This is a genomic window from Pseudomonas sp. UM16 (genome assembly GCF_050312595.1).
Taxonomy (GTDB): Bacteria; Pseudomonadota; Gammaproteobacteria; order Pseudomonadales; family Pseudomonadaceae; genus Aquipseudomonas.
This window is the reverse complement of the sequence record NZ_JBNPJT010000031.1, coordinates 1-15,204: the sequence shown is the minus strand read 5'-3', so window position 1 is coordinate 15,204 and position 15,204 is coordinate 1. Positions and strand designations below refer to the sequence as shown.

Below are 15,204 nucleotides of genomic sequence, written 5' to 3'. Positions count from 1 at the left end.
CTGCCTGTGAGCGGCTTGTTTATCACCCTGGAAGGCCCCGAAGGCGCGGGCAAGAGCACCAATCGCGAGTACCTTGCCGAGCACTTGCGGGCCCAGGGCATGGATGTGGTGCTGACCCGAGAGCCTGGCGGCACGCCGCTGGCCGAACGAATTCGTGAATTGCTGCTGGCCCCTAGCGATGAACCGATGGATGCCGACACGGAGCTGCTGTTGGTTTTCGCCGCCCGTGCCCAGCACTTGGCGCAGGTCATTCGCCCGGCGCTGGCGCGTGGCGCGGTAGTGTTGTGTGATCGCTTCACCGACGCTACCTACGCCTATCAGGGCGGTGGTCGTGGGCTTTGCGTGGAGCGTATTGCCACCCTTGAGCAATTTGTTCAGGGTACACTGCGCCCGGACCTGACCCTGGTCTTCGATCTGCCGGTAGAGATTGGCCTGTCACGGGCGGCGGCCCGTGGTCGTCTGGATCGTTTCGAGCAAGAAGGCAAAGCCTTCTTCGAAGCTGTCCGTCAGGCTTACCTGGCACGCGCCAAGGCGGCCCCGCAGCAGTATCTATTGATCGATGCCGCGCAGTCGTTGCCCCAGGTGCAGCAGGCATTGGATGCCTTGCTGCCGCAGATTGTGGAACGCGGCCGTGGCTGAGGCCTTTCCCTGGCAGCAGGCGTTGTGGCGACAACTGGCGGGACGCACTCAGCATGCTCACGCCTACCTGTTGCATGGGCCGCAAGGCATCGGTAAGCGGGCCTTGGCCGAGCGCCTGATGGCCTTGCTGCTGTGCCAGCGGCCAGCCAACCTGCATGCCTGTGGGCAATGCAAGTCGTGCCTGTTACTGGTGGCCGGCAGTCATCCGGACAACTACGTGTTGGAGCCGGAGGAGGCCGATAAGCCGATCAAGGTCGATCAGGTGCGTGACCTGGTGTCCTTCGTGGTCCAGACCGCGCAGTTGGGCGGGCGCAAGGTGGTGCTGATTGAGCCGGTCGAAGCGATGAACATCAACGCTGCCAACGCCTTGCTCAAAAGCCTGGAAGAACCTTCCGGCAACACCGTGCTGCTATTGGTCAGTCACCAGCCCAGCCGCTTGTTGGCGACCATCAAGAGTCGTTGTGTGCAGCAGGCGTGCCCATTGCCTGATGCCGCACAAAGCTTGGCTTGGTTGAGTTCGGCATTGCCTGAATGCGATGAACAGGAGCGCCTTGAGTTGCTTACGCTAGCCGCAGGTTCACCCTTGGCGGCAGTCAAACTGCAGGCGCAGGGAATCCGCGAGCAGCGGGCGCTGGTGGTCGATGGGGTGAAGAAACTGCTCAAGCAGCAGCAATCGCCCAGTCAGTTGGCCGAAGCCTGGAATGCCATTCCCTTATTGCAGCTATTCGACTGGTTCTGCGACTGGTCAAACCTCATCCTGCGCTATCAGTTGACCGAGGACGAGGAAGGTTTAGGCTTGAGCGATATGCGCAAGGTTGTGCAATACCTGGCGCAGAAGAGCGGCCAGGGCAAGGTCCTGGAGATCCAGGACTGGATCCTCGCCCAGCGCCAGAAGGTCTTGGCCAAGGCCAATCTCAATCGCGTGTTGTTGCTCGAAGCGTTACTGGCCTCCTGGGCGATGTTGCCCGGCCAGCGGTGAGTCGAGCTGCCCATTATTTAATTTCAGTGTTGTCATGTGCCCATGCTTGTAGATTCCCATTGCCACCTCGATCGTCTCGACCTCAGTGCTCACCAGGGCTCCCTGGATGCAGCGCTGGACGCCGCCCGTGCCCGCGGCGTCGGTCACTTCCTGTGCATCGGCGTCAGCGCCGATAATGCCAAGGCGGTCAAGGATCTGAGTGAGCGTTATGCCGACGTCGACTGTTCGGTGGGTATTCACCCGCTGGATCTGACCCCGGACGGCGCGCCGCCGCTGGACTGGTTGCTCAAGGAGCTTGAGCACCCGCATGTGGTGGCCATTGGCGAAACCGGCCTGGACTACCACTACGAGCCGGAAGCGGCGCAGGTGCAGCAAGACTCCTTCCGCTTGCACTTGCAGGCTGCGCAGGTTACGGGTAAGCCGGTGATTATCCACACCCGTGCGGCGCGTGCTGACACCCTGACGCTATTGCGCGAAGCAGACCTGGACCAGGCGGGTGTGCTGCATTGCTTCACCGAAGACTGGGACATGGCCAAGGCTGCGTTGGACCTGGGCTATTACATCTCCTTGTCCGGCATTGTCACCTTTCGCAATGCCGATGCCTTGCGCGATGTTGCCCGGCAAGTACCGGCTGACCGCTTGCTGGTCGAGACCGACTCGCCTTATCTGGCGCCGATTCCCTACCGGGGCAAAGCAAACTTGCCGCAATACGTGCGCGAAGTGGCGGAGTTCGTGGCAATGGTGCGCGGTGAGCGCTACGAGCAATTGGCTGAGCAGACCACCGCCAACTTCAAGCGCCTGTTCCCATTGGCACGGGTGACCTGATCCCGCTCCTGCAGGTGTAATAAATCGCAGGCAAAAAAAACCCGGGTTCTGGGGGGTGAATCCGGGTTAAGACCATTAGGAGTAAAACAAAGGTACGCGGTCCCTGAGCACCTTTATCGGCGCGCCACTGGGGGGGTGTGCCGCGCCAACACCTGAAGTATTGGTCAGGATTGGCGGGCTGCCAGCGTTGCCTGGTCGTTTTTTAAACAGATTTGGAATACAGCCACGCCTGCTGAGCACTCATCGCTCTGCTATCTGCCTGACAATTTGCAGAGTTTCGTCGATCACCTGCTTGGTGGTGTAGAAGTGCGGGGAAAACCGCACCCCAGGCCCACGGGTGATGCAAACCACCTGTTCCTGCTTGAGGCGCAGATAGGTCTCGGTGTTTTCAACCCCCGCGATGCTGAACGAAACGATCCCCGACCGGCGTTGTGGATCCTCCGGGCTGTGCACCGTTACCCCGGGAATGGCCGCCAATCCGTCGTAGAACCACTGCACGCGCTCGGCAAGCAGTGTCGCTACCTGTTCCATGCCAACCTCTTCAAGCAACGACAAGCTGGCATCCAGTGCCGCCGCGCCCAGCATGTTCGGGCTGCCGCACTCAAAACGTCGGGCGCTGCGGGCTGGTTCCCACGTGGTGCGGCTGTAGTCGCCCATGTGTTCAAGCATATGCCAGCCATACTCACTGAGCTTCAGTTGCGCACGAACCTCTGCACGGCAATAGAACACGCCCAGGCCTTCCGGGCCGAGCATCCATTTGTGGCCGTCAGCCATGGCGAAGTCGCACTGATAAGCCTGGACATCAAAGGGTAGGGCGCCCAACTGCTGGATGGCGTCAATACAAAACAGTACGTTTCGCTCGCGGCAGCCCTGGCCGAGTCGTGCCAGGTCCAAGTGCAAGCCGCTGGCGAACTGCACTGCGCTAATTGCCAGCAGGCGCACGCGCGGGCCGCAGGCAGCGAGCAGATCGGTTTCCGGGTCCTGGCCTTTAAGGCTCACCTGGAGCACTTCAACACCCTGATCGGCTAAGGCTTCCCAGACGATGCGATTGGAGGGGAACTCTTCATCGCTGATGACAATCTGGTCACCTGTCTGCCACTGCAGCCCGAACGCGACGAATGAAAGCGCTTCGGAAGTATTTTTGACCAGGGCGATATCATCAGTCGATGGCGCATTCGTCAGGCGCATCAAGCGTTCGCGCAGGCGCTGCTCCATGGCCATCCAGTCCGAATAGTCCCTGGCACCGAGCAAAACGTTCTCATTGGCGAAGCGGGCAACGGCCTGGCTGGCCCTTCTGGGCCAGGGTGCGACGGCTGCGTGGTTCAGATAGCGAAGGCCTGAGGCCTGCTCAAACTCATCAAGAAAGATAGACATGGTCGGATGATCCGTGCATTTTGGCGCAAGTTAGGCATAATAACCGGCTTCGATTTTGATCCAGTCCTTCTTATGCAGAAAGAACCTCGTAAGGTCCGTGAGTTTCGTCGCCGTGAGCAAGAAATTCTCGATACCGCGCTCAAGCTGTTTCTCGAACAGGGTGAAGACAGCGTCACCGTCGAGATGATCGCTGATGCAGTCGGTATCGGCAAAGGCACGATCTACAAGCATTTCAAATCCAAGGCGGAAATCTACCTGCGCCTGATGCTCGACTACGAGCGCGATTTGAACGAACTGTTGCACTCTGCCGACGTCGACCGCGACAAGGAAGCGCTGTCGCGAGCCTACTTCGAATTCCGCATGCGTGATCCGCAGCGCTACCGCTTGTTCGACCGCCTCGAAGAGAAAGTGGTCAAAGGTAACCAGGTGCCGGAGATGGTCGAGGAGCTGCACAAGATCCGCGCCTCCAACTTCGAGCGCCTGACCCTGCTGATCAAGGGCCGCATCAGCGAAGGCAAGCTCGAAGACGTGCCGCCGTACTTCCACTACTGTGCCGCCTGGGCGTTGGTGCATGGTGCTGTGGCGCTCTATCACTCGCCGTTCTGGAGCAATGTGCTAGAAGATCAGGAAGGTTTCTTCCAGTTCCTCATGGACATCGGTGTGCGCATGGGCAACAAGCGCAAGCGTGATCCGGATGTTGCCGGCAACTGAGCCGTTTTACGGGGTGACGGCGCGACTGAGATAAGCCCGCAGGCCTATACTCATGTAAGAGGCTTGCAAAAACCTGATTTTTGAGTCAGGTTTTGCAGGCCCGATTCATCCATGCCGGAGTCACCCATGATCGTCGACCGCCAAGGCAGGCGTTTTCGCAACTTGCGTGTCAGCCTCACCGCTGCCTGCAACTATGCCTGTACCTATTGCGTTCCGGACGGTAAACGTCTGGTGGCAGCCCAGGATGAGCTGTCGGCGCAAGCCATGGCGCGTGGTGTGGCTTATCTGATCGAAGCTGCCGGCATTGAGCGAGTGCGGGTGACCGGCGGCGAGCCATTGGTCAGTCCCAAGCTGGAAACCTTCCTGACTTCCATCGCTGACCTGGGCCTGGACGAAATCAGCCTGACCACCAATGGCCAGTTGCTGGCGCGCAAGCTGCCGCTGCTGCGTGCTGCCGGTATTCGTCGCCTCAACGTGTCCCTTGATACGCTCGATCCCGATGCATTTCGGCGCATTGCCCGCGGTGGCGACCTGGCCACGGTGCTCGATGGCATGGAGCAAGCCAGTGCGGCGGGGATGAAGATCAAGGTCAACATGGTGCCCTTGCGTGGGCAGAACTTTGATCAGGTGGTACCGCTGCTGGACTATTGCCTGGCCCGCGGATTCGAGCTGCGTTTCATCGAGTTGATGCGCATGGGCCATCTGGCCCGTGACAGCAATGCCTTCCTGCAGCAGTTCGTCAGTCTCGAGCACCTGTTGCAGTTGATTGGCGAACGCTACGAGTACCTGCAGGCCAATGCACCAGTGGATGCCACGGCCCTGCGCTACCAGATTCCCGGTCAGGGCTATTTTGGCGTAATCGCCAACGAAAGCGTGCCGTTCTGTCGGACCTGTTCACGCTTGCGCCTGTCCTCCACGGGTTGGTTGCATGGCTGCTTGTCATCGAGTAACCGTCACTTTATCGGCGACCTGCTGGATAAACCGCGTCATCAGGCCTTGCCCGCCTTGCAAGGATTGCTCGTCAAAGCGCTGGGCGACAAACAGCCGGTGGCGTTTTCCGGTGGGGCAACGGTGATGAAAATCATCGGCGGCTAAGACTGGCGCAAAAGCTGCATCTGTCAGCTGTTCGCCGGTTTTCCGTCACCGGCTTCTGGAGGATAGATGCGTAGCCTGGTTCTGCTGCTGGCGCTGATGGCGCTGGGCGGTTGCATGACAGTCAGCGATATGGGCGAGGGTGCCCGTTATCAAATGAGCGACGCCGGTCTGCTCGATCACAGTGACACTCGTCGTTCGCTGTCGGTGCGTCTGCAACCTGATTCATTCATTTACATCGGTCAGGGGGCCTTCGTGCCACCAGGCAAGGGCCCTTATCCACGGCCTAACGTGGTGGCCGAGGAGGCCTTCAAGGGCTTTATCGAATACTTCCCCATGGTCCGTCGGGCCGAGGGGCCGTTGGGGTTGGAACAGGCGTTGGTTGAGGCCCGCTCAGTGGGCGCCCATTACCTGTTGTATGCGCGCTTTGCCCGAACCGATGACCGCATCGGCAATGGTGATGAGTGGTATGACGAGCAGGCGCTCGACCGTCTGGGTGTCGATACCGGTATTGTCCAGTTGATGCTCATTGAAACCAACACACGCTACCTGATCGATACCGCGCGGATCAAAAGCCGCGGCGGATTGCTGACGTTCCACGATAACAAGCCAGAAGATTTGCTCGGCCCACCCCTTGAGGATTACGCTCGTAGCCTTTTAGGCATGAGTCGTTGAGGAGAGGGTGATGACCGAGAGTGGCAAGGCCAACGATCTGTTGGCGCAGATTCCCAAGTCCGACAAGGGGCTGCCACCGGTGCATCAGTGGAACCCCGACTTCTGTGGCGATATCGACATGCGCATCGCTCGGGACGGTACCTGGTACTACCTGGGCACACCCATCGGACGCAAGCCGATGGTTCGCTTGTTCTCCACCATCATGCGCCGTGATGGTGATGACTACTTCCTGGTAACGCCAGTGGAGAAGGTCGGCATCAAGGTCGATGACGCGCCGTTCGTGGCGGTAGCGGTGGCGGTGCAGGGCAGCGGCGAGCAGCAGGTGCTGCGCTTTACCAGTAATGTCGAGGATCAGGTTGATGCAGGGCCTGAGCACCCTCTGCGCTTCGAGGTCGACCCGAGTACTCAAGAGCCGTCGCCCTACGTGCACATGCGCAGCAACCTCGAGGCGCTGATCCATCGCAATGTGTTCTATCAGCTGGTAGAACTGGCCGAGCCGCGGCAGATCGACGGTCAGCAATGGCTGGGGGTGTGGAGCGGTGGCGTCTTCTACCCCATTGGCCGCAGCTGATTTTATGGGCGGGGCGCTGGTGGAAGATCGGCGCCCTGTCAGTCGTGAGGCGCGAGTCAGGCACTGAAACGAAAAAACCTCCAGTGCTCAGCGCAACTGGAGGTTTTTCAAGTGTTTGGCTCCGCGACCAGGACTCGAACCTGGGACCCAATGATTAACAGTCATTTGCTCTACCGACTGAGCTATCGCGGAATCTGTGGCGTATCTTACTGATTGCTAAGGGGAAGTCAAGCCTCCCCCGAGCAAAAGGTCAGTTACAGGACCTCGACGATCGCCTTGGTCACGCCATGAATGTTGCTCTGATTCAGGGTGGCCACGCAGATGCGCCCGGTATCCAAAGCATAGATGCCGAACTCGTTCTTCAGGCGCGCCACTTGCTCAACGGTCAGGCCCGAGTAGGAGAACATGCCGCGCTGACGGCCGACGAAGCTGAAGTCACGCTGGGCGCCGTATTCGGCCAGCAGCTCGACCATCTGCTTGCGCATGCCGTGGATGCGCTGGCGCATCTCACCCAGTTCTTCTTCCCACATCGCCCGCAGTTCCGGGCTGTTGAGCACGGCGGCGACGATGCTGGCGCCGTGGGTCGGCGGGTTGGAATAGTTGGTGCGGATCACGCGCTTGACCTGGGACAGTACGCGCGCGCTCTCTTCCTTGGACTCGGTGATGATCGACAGGGCGCCAACGCGCTCGCCGTACAACGAGAAGGATTTCGAGAACGAGCTGGAGACGAAGAAGTTCAGGCCCGACTCGGCGAACAGGCGCACTGCGAAGGCGTCTTCGTGGATACCATCGCCAAAGCCCTGGTAGGCCATGTCGAGGAATGGCACGTGGCCCTTGGCCTTGACCACTTCCAGGACGTTTTTCCAGTCGTCCAGACTCAGGTCGACGCCTGTTGGGTTGTGGCAGCAGGCGTGCAGCACGATGATCGAGCCGGACGGCAGGGCATTGAGGTCTTCGAGCATGCCGCTGCGGTTGACGTCGTTAGTAGCAGCGTCGTAATAGCGGTAGTTGTGTACCGGGAAACCGGCGGTTTCGAACAGGGCGCGATGGTTCTCCCAGCTCGGGTCGCTGATTGCCACAACGGCGTTGGGCGACACTTGCTTGAGGAAGTCGGCACCGATCTTCAGCGCGCCGGTACCGCCGACGGCCTGGGTGGTGATCACGCGGCCAGCGGCCAGCAGTGGCGACTCGGCACCGAACAGCAGTTTCTGCACAGCCTGGTCGTAGGCGGCGATGCCGTCGATCGGCAGGTAACCGCGGGAAGCGTGCTGGGCAGCGCGCTGGGTTTCGGCTTCGATCACTGCGCGCAGCAGTGGGATACGCCCTTCTTCGTTGCAGTAAACACCTACACCCAGGTTGACCTTATTGCTACGGGTATCGGCGTTGAAAGCTTCGTTGAGGCCCAGAATGGGATCGCGTGGTGCCAGCTCGACAGCGGAAAACAGGCTCATTATTACCTTGGCTCTGAATGGAGAGTGGAAGAGGTCCGCACGCTCCAGCCGAATGCACTAGAGCGGTGCACAAACGGGGAGTCAGTATAGTGATACCCATCGGTCACGGCGACAGTCTGACGCAGCTTTTCCTGCTGTTTCGCTGAATATTTTTCGACCGTTAGTCGAATTGACCGGTCCATACTCAGAAATGCTCGCGACACTGAGTTGAAACTGGCGTTCTTGACCCCTAATTGGGTATAAGTACTGTCTATAAATACAGTTGCCAGCATTTGCGCAAAAACGTCGCGCTAACACAGAGGTTTGTCATGTCCGAGTTCCAGCTCGTCACCCGTTTCCAGCCAGCCGGCGACCAGCCCGAAGCTATTCGCCTGATGGTCGAGGGCATCGAAGCGGGCCTGGCGCATCAGACGCTGCTCGGGGTGACCGGCTCGGGCAAGACCTTCAGCATCGCCAACGTCATCGCCCAGGTGCAGCGGCCGACCCTGGTGCTGGCGCCGAACAAGACCCTGGCGGCGCAGTTGTATGGCGAGTTCAAGGCGTTTTTCCCCAATAACGCGGTCGAGTATTTTGTTTCCTACTACGACTACTACCAACCCGAAGCCTATGTGCCGTCGTCTGACACCTTCATCGAGAAGGATGCTTCGATCAACGACCATATCGAACAGATGCGCCTGTCGGCGACCAAGGCGCTGCTCGAGCGTCGCGACGCGATCATCGTCACTACGGTGTCGTGTATCTATGGTTTGGGCAGCCCGGAAACCTACCTGAAGATGGTTTTACACGTCGATCGCGGCGACAAGCTCGATCAACGTGCCTTGCTGCGTCGCCTGGCCGACTTGCAGTACACCCGCAACGAAATGGACTTTGCCCGCGCCACCTTTCGCGTGCGCGGTGATGTGATAGATGTTTTCCCGGCCGAATCGGACCTGGAAGCCATCCGCATCGAACTGTTCGATGATGAAGTGGAGAACATTGCCGCCTTCGACCCGTTGACCGGCGAGGTGATTCGCAAGTTGCCGCGCTTTACTTTCTATCCCAAGAGCCACTATGTAACGCCACGTGAAACCCTGCTCGACGCGGTGGAGGGCATCAAGGAGGAATTGCAGCAACGCCTCGAATACTTGCACAAGGCCAACAAGCTGGTCGAAGCCCAGCGTCTGGAGCAACGCACCCGCTTTGACCTGGAAATGATCCTCGAACTGGGTTACTGCAACGGCATCGAGAACTACTCGCGCTACCTCTCCGGGCGTCCGGCCGGCGCGCCGCCGCCGACTCTCTATGATTACCTGCCGCCTGACTCATTGCTGGTGATCGACGAATCCCACGTCAGCGTTCCGCAAGTCGGGGCAATGTACAAAGGCGACCGCTCGCGCAAGGAAACCCTGGTCGAGTACGGCTTCCGCCTGCCATCGGCGCTGGACAACCGGCCGATGCGTTTCGATGAGTGGGAGAGCGTCAGCCCACAGACCATCTTCGTTTCCGCTACCCCAGGCAACTATGAGGCCGAGCATGCTGGCAGGGTCGTGGAGCAGGTGGTGCGTCCGACCGGTCTGGTCGACCCGCAGGTTGAAGTGCGTCCGGCCACCACCCAGGTTGACGACCTGCTCTCGGAAATCCGCAAGCGTGTGGCGGTGGAGGAGCGGGTACTGGTCACGACCCTGACCAAGCGTATGGCCGAGGACCTCACTGATTACCTGGCCGATCACGACGTGCGGGTTCGCTATCTGCACTCGGATATCGACACGGTGGAGCGGGTCGAAATCATTCGCGATCTGCGCCTGGGCACCTTCGATGTACTGGTGGGGATCAACTTGCTGCGCGAGGGCCTGGACATGCCTGAGGTGTCGCTGGTGGCGATCCTCGATGCCGACAAGGAAGGTTTCCTGCGTTCTGAACGCTCACTGATTCAGACCATCGGGCGGGCGGCGCGTAACCTCAATGGGCGGGCGATTCTCTATGCCGACAGAGTGACCGGCTCAATGGAGCGGGCAATCGGCGAAACCGAGCGTCGCCGTGACAAGCAGATTGCCTTCAACGCCGCCAATGGCATCGTGCCCAAGGGTGTGGTCAAGGACATCACCGATATCATGGAAGGCGCCAACGTGCCCGGCTCACGCAGCAAGAAGCGCAAGGGCATGGCCAAGGCGGCCGAAGAAAGTGCGCGGTATGAGGCCGAATTGCGCTCGCCTGGCGAGATAGCCAAGCGCATCAAGGCGCTGGAAGAGAAGATGTACCAGTTGGCGCGGGATCTGGAGTTCGAGGCGGCAGCGCAGATGCGTGACGAGATTGCGGCATTGCGTGAGCGTTTGATTACGGGTTGAGGGGGGGAGCCGCTGCCATCAGACAGCGGTTACGAGTCAAAAAGCCTGTAACACAGGTCAGTGAGCTTCCCCAGCCTTCAAACCCTGCGGCAACTTGCGCGTCATCAACACCGCCAGCATGCTGATCGCCAAACCAATGCCGACAAAATGGAAGGCATCGTTGTAGGCCATGATCATCGCCTGCTGGTGGGTAATCTCACTTAACTTGCCCAGCGCGGCGGCATCACTTCCCAGTCTCTCAGCCAACTGCGCCAAACGCTCGGCCACTTGCGGGTTGCTCGGCACCAGCGACTCACGCAGGTAGTCGAAATACACCTTGCTCCGTGCATCCAGCAGCGTCGCCAGCAGGGCAATGCCAATGGCGCCACCGAGGTTACGCAGAATGTTGAACAGGCTCGACGCCGAGCCCGCATCCTGAGGCAGGATGTAGCTAGTGGCGATCAACGAGATGGTCACCATGATCATCGGTTGCCCGAGGGCGCGGACGATCTGGATATGGTTGAACTGCTCGCCGGCAAAGTCCGGATTGAGTACCCCAGAGCCGAAGCTGGCCAGGCCGAACAAGCCAAAACCCACGGTGCAAAGAATCTTCGGCGAAATCACCTTCATCAGTTGTGGCACCAGTGGAATCAGAAACAGCTGGGGAACCCCCATCCACATGATCACTTCGCCAATTTGCAGGGCGTTGTAGTTCTGGATCTGTGCCAGGTACAGCGGCAACAGGTAAATCGAACCGTACAAGCCAACCCCCATGCCTAAACTGGCGATACTCGATAAACCGAAATTGCGGTTACCGAGAATGCGCAGATTGATCAGCGGGTTGGGCTTGGAGTACTGCACGATCACAAAGCTGATCAGGCTCAGTAGGGCGATGCTGCCGAGGCTGACGATCAGGCTCGACTCCAGCCAGTCCTTGCGATGGCCTTCTTCAAGGAATACCTGCAGGCAGCCGAGGCCGACGCCAAGGGTAACGATGCCCGCGTAGTCGGTGCTTTTCAGCAGTTCCCAATGCGCTTGCTTCTTTTCCAGGCCATACATCAGGCCGCCGATCATGAGCAGGCCCGGTGGGATGTTGATGTAGAAAATGTATTCCCAGCCCCAGTTCTCGGTCAGCCAGCCACCCAGGGTCGGGCCAATGGACGGCGCAAAGGTAGCCGTCATGGCGAACATGGCCATGCCCTTGGCACGATGGTGTTCGGGCAGTTTGATCAGGGTCAGGGTAAAGGCCAGGGGAATCAGCGCGCCGCCGGTAAAACCCTGCATGGCGCGGAAGATGATCATGCTTTCCAGGTTCCAGGCCATCGAGCACAGTAGCGACGACACCAGAAAGCCCAGAGACACCCAAACCGCCAGTCGCCGCGCCGACAGCAGCTGTACCAGCCAGGCGGTCAGCGGAATCATAATGATCTCGGCCACCAGGTACGAGGTGGAGATCCATGAGCCTTCCTCCAGGGTGGCCGAAAGGGCGCCCTGGATGTCCTTGAGTGAGGAGTTGGTGATCTGGATGTCCAGTACCGCCATGAACGCGCCGAGCATGACGCTCATCACTGCGATCCAGTCGCGTCGGCTCGGTTCGCCGACGGGACGGATCAGTTGATCACCGGCCATTGCTGGCGCTGTCTCGGATGTCCACGGTGGCGGTAACCGACATGCCTGGGCGGATTCTGCCGTTGAGCGGGTTGTCTGCGGCGAAGGTCAACTTCACCGGAATACGCTGCACTACTTTGGTGAAATTACCGGTGGCGTTGTCGGGTGGCAGCAGACTGAACTGGGCGCCAGAGGCGGCAAACAGGCTGTCGACTTGCGCCTGGATCGGCGTGTCGGGGTAGCTATCGAACACCAGTTCGGCTCTCTGCCCGGCTTGCATATGGCCGATCTGGGTTTCCTTGAAGTTGGCCTGAATCCAGATGTCCTGGTCCGGTACGATCGACAACAGGTAAGCGCCGGCTTGTACCACTTGGCCGTTGCGGGCGGCGCGTTGGCCGATCATGCCGCTGATGGGGGCATGGATTTCGCTGCGAGTCAGGTTCAGTTCAGCTTGCGCCAGGTCGGCGCGGGCGTTGACGATCTGCGCGTCGAGGCGTTTGATTTCAGCGGTCAAGGCGTTGACCTGTTGGCGCTGGCCTTGCAGGTCAGCCAGGGCTTTGCTGACGTGCGAGCGGGCGACATGGTTTTCCGCAGACAGGGTGGTCACGCGTTCTTCCGAGACATAACCGGGTTTGCGCAGGGCTTGTGCGCGGTTGAGGTCAAGTTCAGCGCGACCTAGGGTCGCCTGATTGGCGGCAACCTGGGCCTGGCCGGCAGCGATCAAACTCGATTGCTGGGTCAGACGGCTTTCGGCCTGCAGACGCTCCGCTTCACGGGTATCCAGTGCTGCGCGGGCGCGCTCCACCGCCAGACGGAAATCATCCGGTTCCAGGCGCACCAGCAGGTCGCCCTTGGCCACGTGCTGGTTATCCTGCACCAGTACTTCGTCGATGCGCGCGCTGAGCTGGCTGGAAACCCGGGTGATTTCGCCTTGCACATAGGCATTGTCGGTGCTCTCGTAGAAGCGTCCCTTGAAGTACCACTGGGCGAGAAAGGCGAGGGCGATCAGCAGGACCAGGGTCAGGAAAACCAGGAGGCGACGTTTCAGTTGGGCGGGCATGAGGTACTATCGTTCCAAAAATGTAAGCAAATTTAACCGCGTTTGGATCCACCGCCACAAGTGCTGATCACGCCCATTGCTGGAGCCGGGTGCCCGCTCCCTGTTAATATCCAGCCTTTGATTCATCTCTAGTTCGAGACTCTTCATGACCACCGTTCGTACGCGCATCGCGCCTTCGCCGACAGGCGATCCCCACGTCGGCACCGCTTATATCGCCCTGTTCAACTACTGCTTTGCCAAGCAGCACGGTGGCGAATTCATCCTGCGTATCGAAGATACCGACCAACTGCGTTCGACCCGTGAGTCCGAGCAGCAGATTTTCGACGCCTTGCGCTGGCTCGGTATCGAGTGGAGCGAAGGTCCGGACGTCGGCGGCCCGCATGGCCCGTACCGGCAGAGCGAGCGCGGCGATATCTACAAGCAATACGCCCAACAACTGGTCGACATGGGCCATGCCTTCCCGTGCTTCTGCACCGCCGAAGAGCTGGACCAGATGCGTGCCGAGCAAATGGCCCGCGGCGAAACCCCGCGCTATGACGGTCGTGCCTTGCTGCTGTCGGCCGAAGAAGTGGCGCGTCGCCTGGCCGCTGGCGAGCCTCATGTGATCCGCATGAAGGTGCCGAGCGAAGGCGTCTGCGTGGTGCCGGACTTGCTGCGTGGCGATGTCGAGATCCCATGGGATCGCATGGACATGCAGGTGCTGATGAAGACTGACGGCCTGCCAACCTACTTCCTCGCCAACGTTGTCGATGACCACCTGATGGGCATCACCCACGTGCTGCGCGGCGAAGAGTGGCTGCCCTCGGCGCCCAAGCTGATCAAACTGTACGAGTACTTCGGTTGGGAGCAACCCACCCTGTGCTACATGCCGCTGCTGCGTAACCCGGATAAAAGCAAGCTGTCCAAGCGCAAGAACCCGACTTCAGTGACCTTCTATGAGCGCATGGGCTTCATGCCGGAAGCCATGCTCAACTACCTGGGGCGCATGGGCTGGTCGATGCCCGATGAGCGCGAGAAGTTCTCCCTGGCTGAGATGGTCGAGCACTTCGACCTGTCGCGGGTGTCCCTCGGTGGTCCGATCTTCGACATCGAGAAGCTGTCCTGGCTCAATGGTCAGTGGCTGCGTGATTTGCCGGTGGGAGAATTTGCTGCGCGCGTGCAAAAGTGGGCGTTCAACAGCGACTACATGATGAAGATCGCCCCGCACGTGCAGGGCAGGGTAGAGACTTTCAGCCAGATCGCGCCGTTGGGTGGCTTCTTCTTTGAAGGTGCGCTCAAGCTCGATGCGAAACTGTTCGAGCACAAAAAACTGTCGGCCGACCAGGTGCGTCAGGTCATGCAACTGATCCTGTGGAAGCTGGAAAGCCTGCGTCAATGGGAAAAAGACCGTATTACCGGCTGCATCCAGGCGGTGGTCGAGGCGCTGGAACTTAAGTTGCGTGATGCCATGCCGTTGATGTTCGCCGCGATCAGTGGCCAGGCCAGCTCGGTGTCAGTGCTCGATGCGATGGAAATCCTCGGCCCTGACCTGACCCGCTACCGCCTGCGTCAGGCGCTGGACCTGCTCGGTGGTGTGTCGAAGAAGGAAAACAAAGAGTGGGAGAAGCTGTTGGGCACCATTGCCTGATTGCTTTGTCACAGGGTTTCACCCCAGTAATTCCGGGGTGTTTCCCTGCTTTGGGTGGTAAGTGTTTGTTATCTCGGAAATTTTTTTTGAATTTTGTTGAAAATATATTTGACAGGTTCGCAATCCGATCTTAATATGCGCCCCGTCCACAGCGATGAACGAAATGAAGCGCGAAGCACCCAGCCAAGCGATTCAGTTCAGAGCGACATTGTGGGGCTATAGCTCAGCTGGGAGAGCGCCTGCATGGCATGCAGGAGGTCAGCGGTTCGATCCCGCTTAGCTCCACCAA

13 protein-coding genes and 2 tRNA genes are annotated in these 15,204 nt (G+C 59.5%); 10 read left to right on the top strand and 5 right to left on the bottom strand.

The annotated features are described in order from the left end of the window. Positions 1–6: 6 nt before the first annotated feature. The 3 genes from tmk to ACQRAX_RS24740 are packed head-to-tail and all read left to right on the top strand — an operon-like array spanning position 7 to position 2,443. Positions 7–639: a dTMP kinase gene (gene tmk / locus ACQRAX_RS24750; protein ID WP_412040715.1), complete on the top strand. Its 633-nt coding sequence runs from the start codon at positions 7–9 to the stop codon at positions 637–639. Further along, on the top strand, positions 632–1,618 hold the full coding sequence (locus ACQRAX_RS24745) for a DNA polymerase III subunit delta' (RefSeq protein WP_412040714.1): 987 nt from the start codon (positions 632–634) through the stop codon (positions 1,616–1,618). Before tmk ends, ACQRAX_RS24745 begins: the two co-directional genes overlap by 8 nt. A gap of 42 nt (positions 1,619–1,660) precedes the next feature. Continuing rightward, complete coding sequence (locus tag ACQRAX_RS24740) at positions 1,661–2,443, top strand: TatD family hydrolase (protein WP_412040713.1); 783 nt, start codon at positions 1,661–1,663, stop codon at positions 2,441–2,443. A 240-nt stretch (positions 2,444–2,683) separates the two neighbouring features. Here the strand turns inward: ACQRAX_RS24740 and ACQRAX_RS24735 are convergent, their stop codons facing one another. Beyond that, a complete protein-coding gene (locus tag ACQRAX_RS24735) occupies positions 2,684–3,817 on the bottom strand; it encodes an aminotransferase class V-fold PLP-dependent enzyme (RefSeq protein ID WP_412040712.1) in 1,134 nt (377 codons plus the stop codon). Positions 3,818–3,889: 72 nt separating this feature from the next. Between ACQRAX_RS24735 and ACQRAX_RS24730 the strand changes: the two genes are divergently transcribed. The 4 genes from ACQRAX_RS24730 (at position 3,890) to ACQRAX_RS24715 (ending at position 6,866) form a co-directional block, all read left to right on the top strand. Next, the gene (locus ACQRAX_RS24730) at positions 3,890–4,528 is read left to right on the top strand and encodes a TetR/AcrR family transcriptional regulator (RefSeq protein ID WP_045187184.1); all 639 of its coding nucleotides are present in this window, start codon (positions 3,890–3,892) and stop codon (positions 4,526–4,528) included. A gap of 126 nt (positions 4,529–4,654) precedes the next feature. Further along, positions 4,655–5,623 (top strand): GTP 3',8-cyclase MoaA, encoded by a 969-nt coding sequence (locus ACQRAX_RS24725; protein ID WP_412040711.1) that lies wholly within the window; start codon positions 4,655–4,657, stop codon positions 5,621–5,623. Positions 5,624–5,689: 66 nt separating this feature from the next. Continuing rightward, entirely contained in the window at positions 5,690–6,295 is a 606-nt protein-coding gene (locus tag ACQRAX_RS24720) for a DUF4823 domain-containing protein (RefSeq protein ID WP_101292044.1), read from the top strand. Between the two features lie 10 nt (positions 6,296–6,305). Next, positions 6,306–6,866 (top strand): DUF1285 domain-containing protein, encoded by a 561-nt coding sequence (locus tag ACQRAX_RS24715; protein ID WP_412040710.1) that lies wholly within the window; start codon positions 6,306–6,308, stop codon positions 6,864–6,866. Between the two features lie 116 nt (positions 6,867–6,982). Here the strand turns inward: ACQRAX_RS24715 and ACQRAX_RS24710 are convergent. Together ACQRAX_RS24710 and ACQRAX_RS24705 are read right to left on the bottom strand one after the other, a co-directional pair. Then, positions 6,983–7,058, bottom strand: a tRNA-Asn gene (locus tag ACQRAX_RS24710). Positions 7,059–7,120: 62 nt separating this feature from the next. Next, positions 7,121–8,317 (bottom strand): amino acid aminotransferase, encoded by a 1,197-nt coding sequence (locus ACQRAX_RS24705; RefSeq protein WP_412040709.1) that lies wholly within the window; start codon positions 8,315–8,317, stop codon positions 7,121–7,123. Positions 8,318–8,625: 308 nt separating this feature from the next. Here ACQRAX_RS24705 and uvrB point away from each other — a divergent pair, with 308 nt between their 5' ends. Then, positions 8,626–10,641 (top strand): excinuclease ABC subunit UvrB, encoded by a 2,016-nt coding sequence (uvrB, locus tag ACQRAX_RS24700; protein ID WP_045187195.1) that lies wholly within the window; start codon positions 8,626–8,628, stop codon positions 10,639–10,641. A gap of 57 nt (positions 10,642–10,698) precedes the next feature. Here the strand turns inward: uvrB and ACQRAX_RS24695 are convergent, their stop codons facing one another. Next, positions 10,699–12,189: an MDR family MFS transporter gene (locus tag ACQRAX_RS24695; RefSeq protein ID WP_412040805.1), complete on the bottom strand. Its 1,491-nt coding sequence runs from the start codon at positions 12,187–12,189 to the stop codon at positions 10,699–10,701. A gap of 49 nt (positions 12,190–12,238) precedes the next feature. Beyond that, positions 12,239–13,288, bottom strand: coding sequence for an HlyD family secretion protein (locus ACQRAX_RS24690; RefSeq protein WP_412040708.1), 1,050 nt, complete (start codon positions 13,286–13,288; stop codon positions 12,239–12,241). 145 nt (positions 13,289–13,433) lie between these two features. Between ACQRAX_RS24690 and gltX the strand changes: the two genes are divergently transcribed. Further along, positions 13,434–14,915, top strand: coding sequence for a glutamate--tRNA ligase (gene gltX / locus ACQRAX_RS24685; RefSeq protein WP_412040707.1), 1,482 nt, complete (start codon positions 13,434–13,436; stop codon positions 14,913–14,915). Between the two features lie 212 nt (positions 14,916–15,127). After that, positions 15,128–15,203 (top strand) — tRNA-Ala (locus tag ACQRAX_RS24680). Position 15,204 lies beyond the last annotated feature (1 nt).

Bases quoted from the DNA above. Each gene is read 5' to 3' on its own strand.
- ACQRAX_RS24740 (WP_412040713.1), top strand. From the start codon at position 1,661: ATGCTTGTAGATTCCCATTGCCACCTCGATCGTCTCGACCTCAGTGCT.
- ACQRAX_RS24735 (WP_412040712.1), bottom strand. From the start codon at position 3,817: ATGTCTATCTTTCTTGATGAGTTTGAGCAGGCCTCAGGCCTTCGCTAT.
- ACQRAX_RS24730 (WP_045187184.1), top strand. From the start codon at position 3,890: ATGCAGAAAGAACCTCGTAAGGTCCGTGAGTTTCGTCGCCGTGAGCAA.
- ACQRAX_RS24725 (WP_412040711.1), top strand. From the start codon at position 4,655: ATGATCGTCGACCGCCAAGGCAGGCGTTTTCGCAACTTGCGTGTCAGC.
- ACQRAX_RS24720 (WP_101292044.1), top strand. From the start codon at position 5,690: ATGCGTAGCCTGGTTCTGCTGCTGGCGCTGATGGCGCTGGGCGGTTGC.
- ACQRAX_RS24715 (WP_412040710.1), top strand. From the start codon at position 6,306: ATGACCGAGAGTGGCAAGGCCAACGATCTGTTGGCGCAGATTCCCAAG.
- ACQRAX_RS24705 (WP_412040709.1), bottom strand. From the start codon at position 8,317: ATGAGCCTGTTTTCCGCTGTCGAGCTGGCACCACGCGATCCCATTCTG.
- uvrB (WP_045187195.1), top strand. From the start codon at position 8,626: ATGTCCGAGTTCCAGCTCGTCACCCGTTTCCAGCCAGCCGGCGACCAG.
- ACQRAX_RS24690 (WP_412040708.1), bottom strand. From the start codon at position 13,288: ATGCCCGCCCAACTGAAACGTCGCCTCCTGGTTTTCCTGACCCTGGTC.
- gltX (WP_412040707.1), top strand. From the start codon at position 13,434: ATGACCACCGTTCGTACGCGCATCGCGCCTTCGCCGACAGGCGATCCC.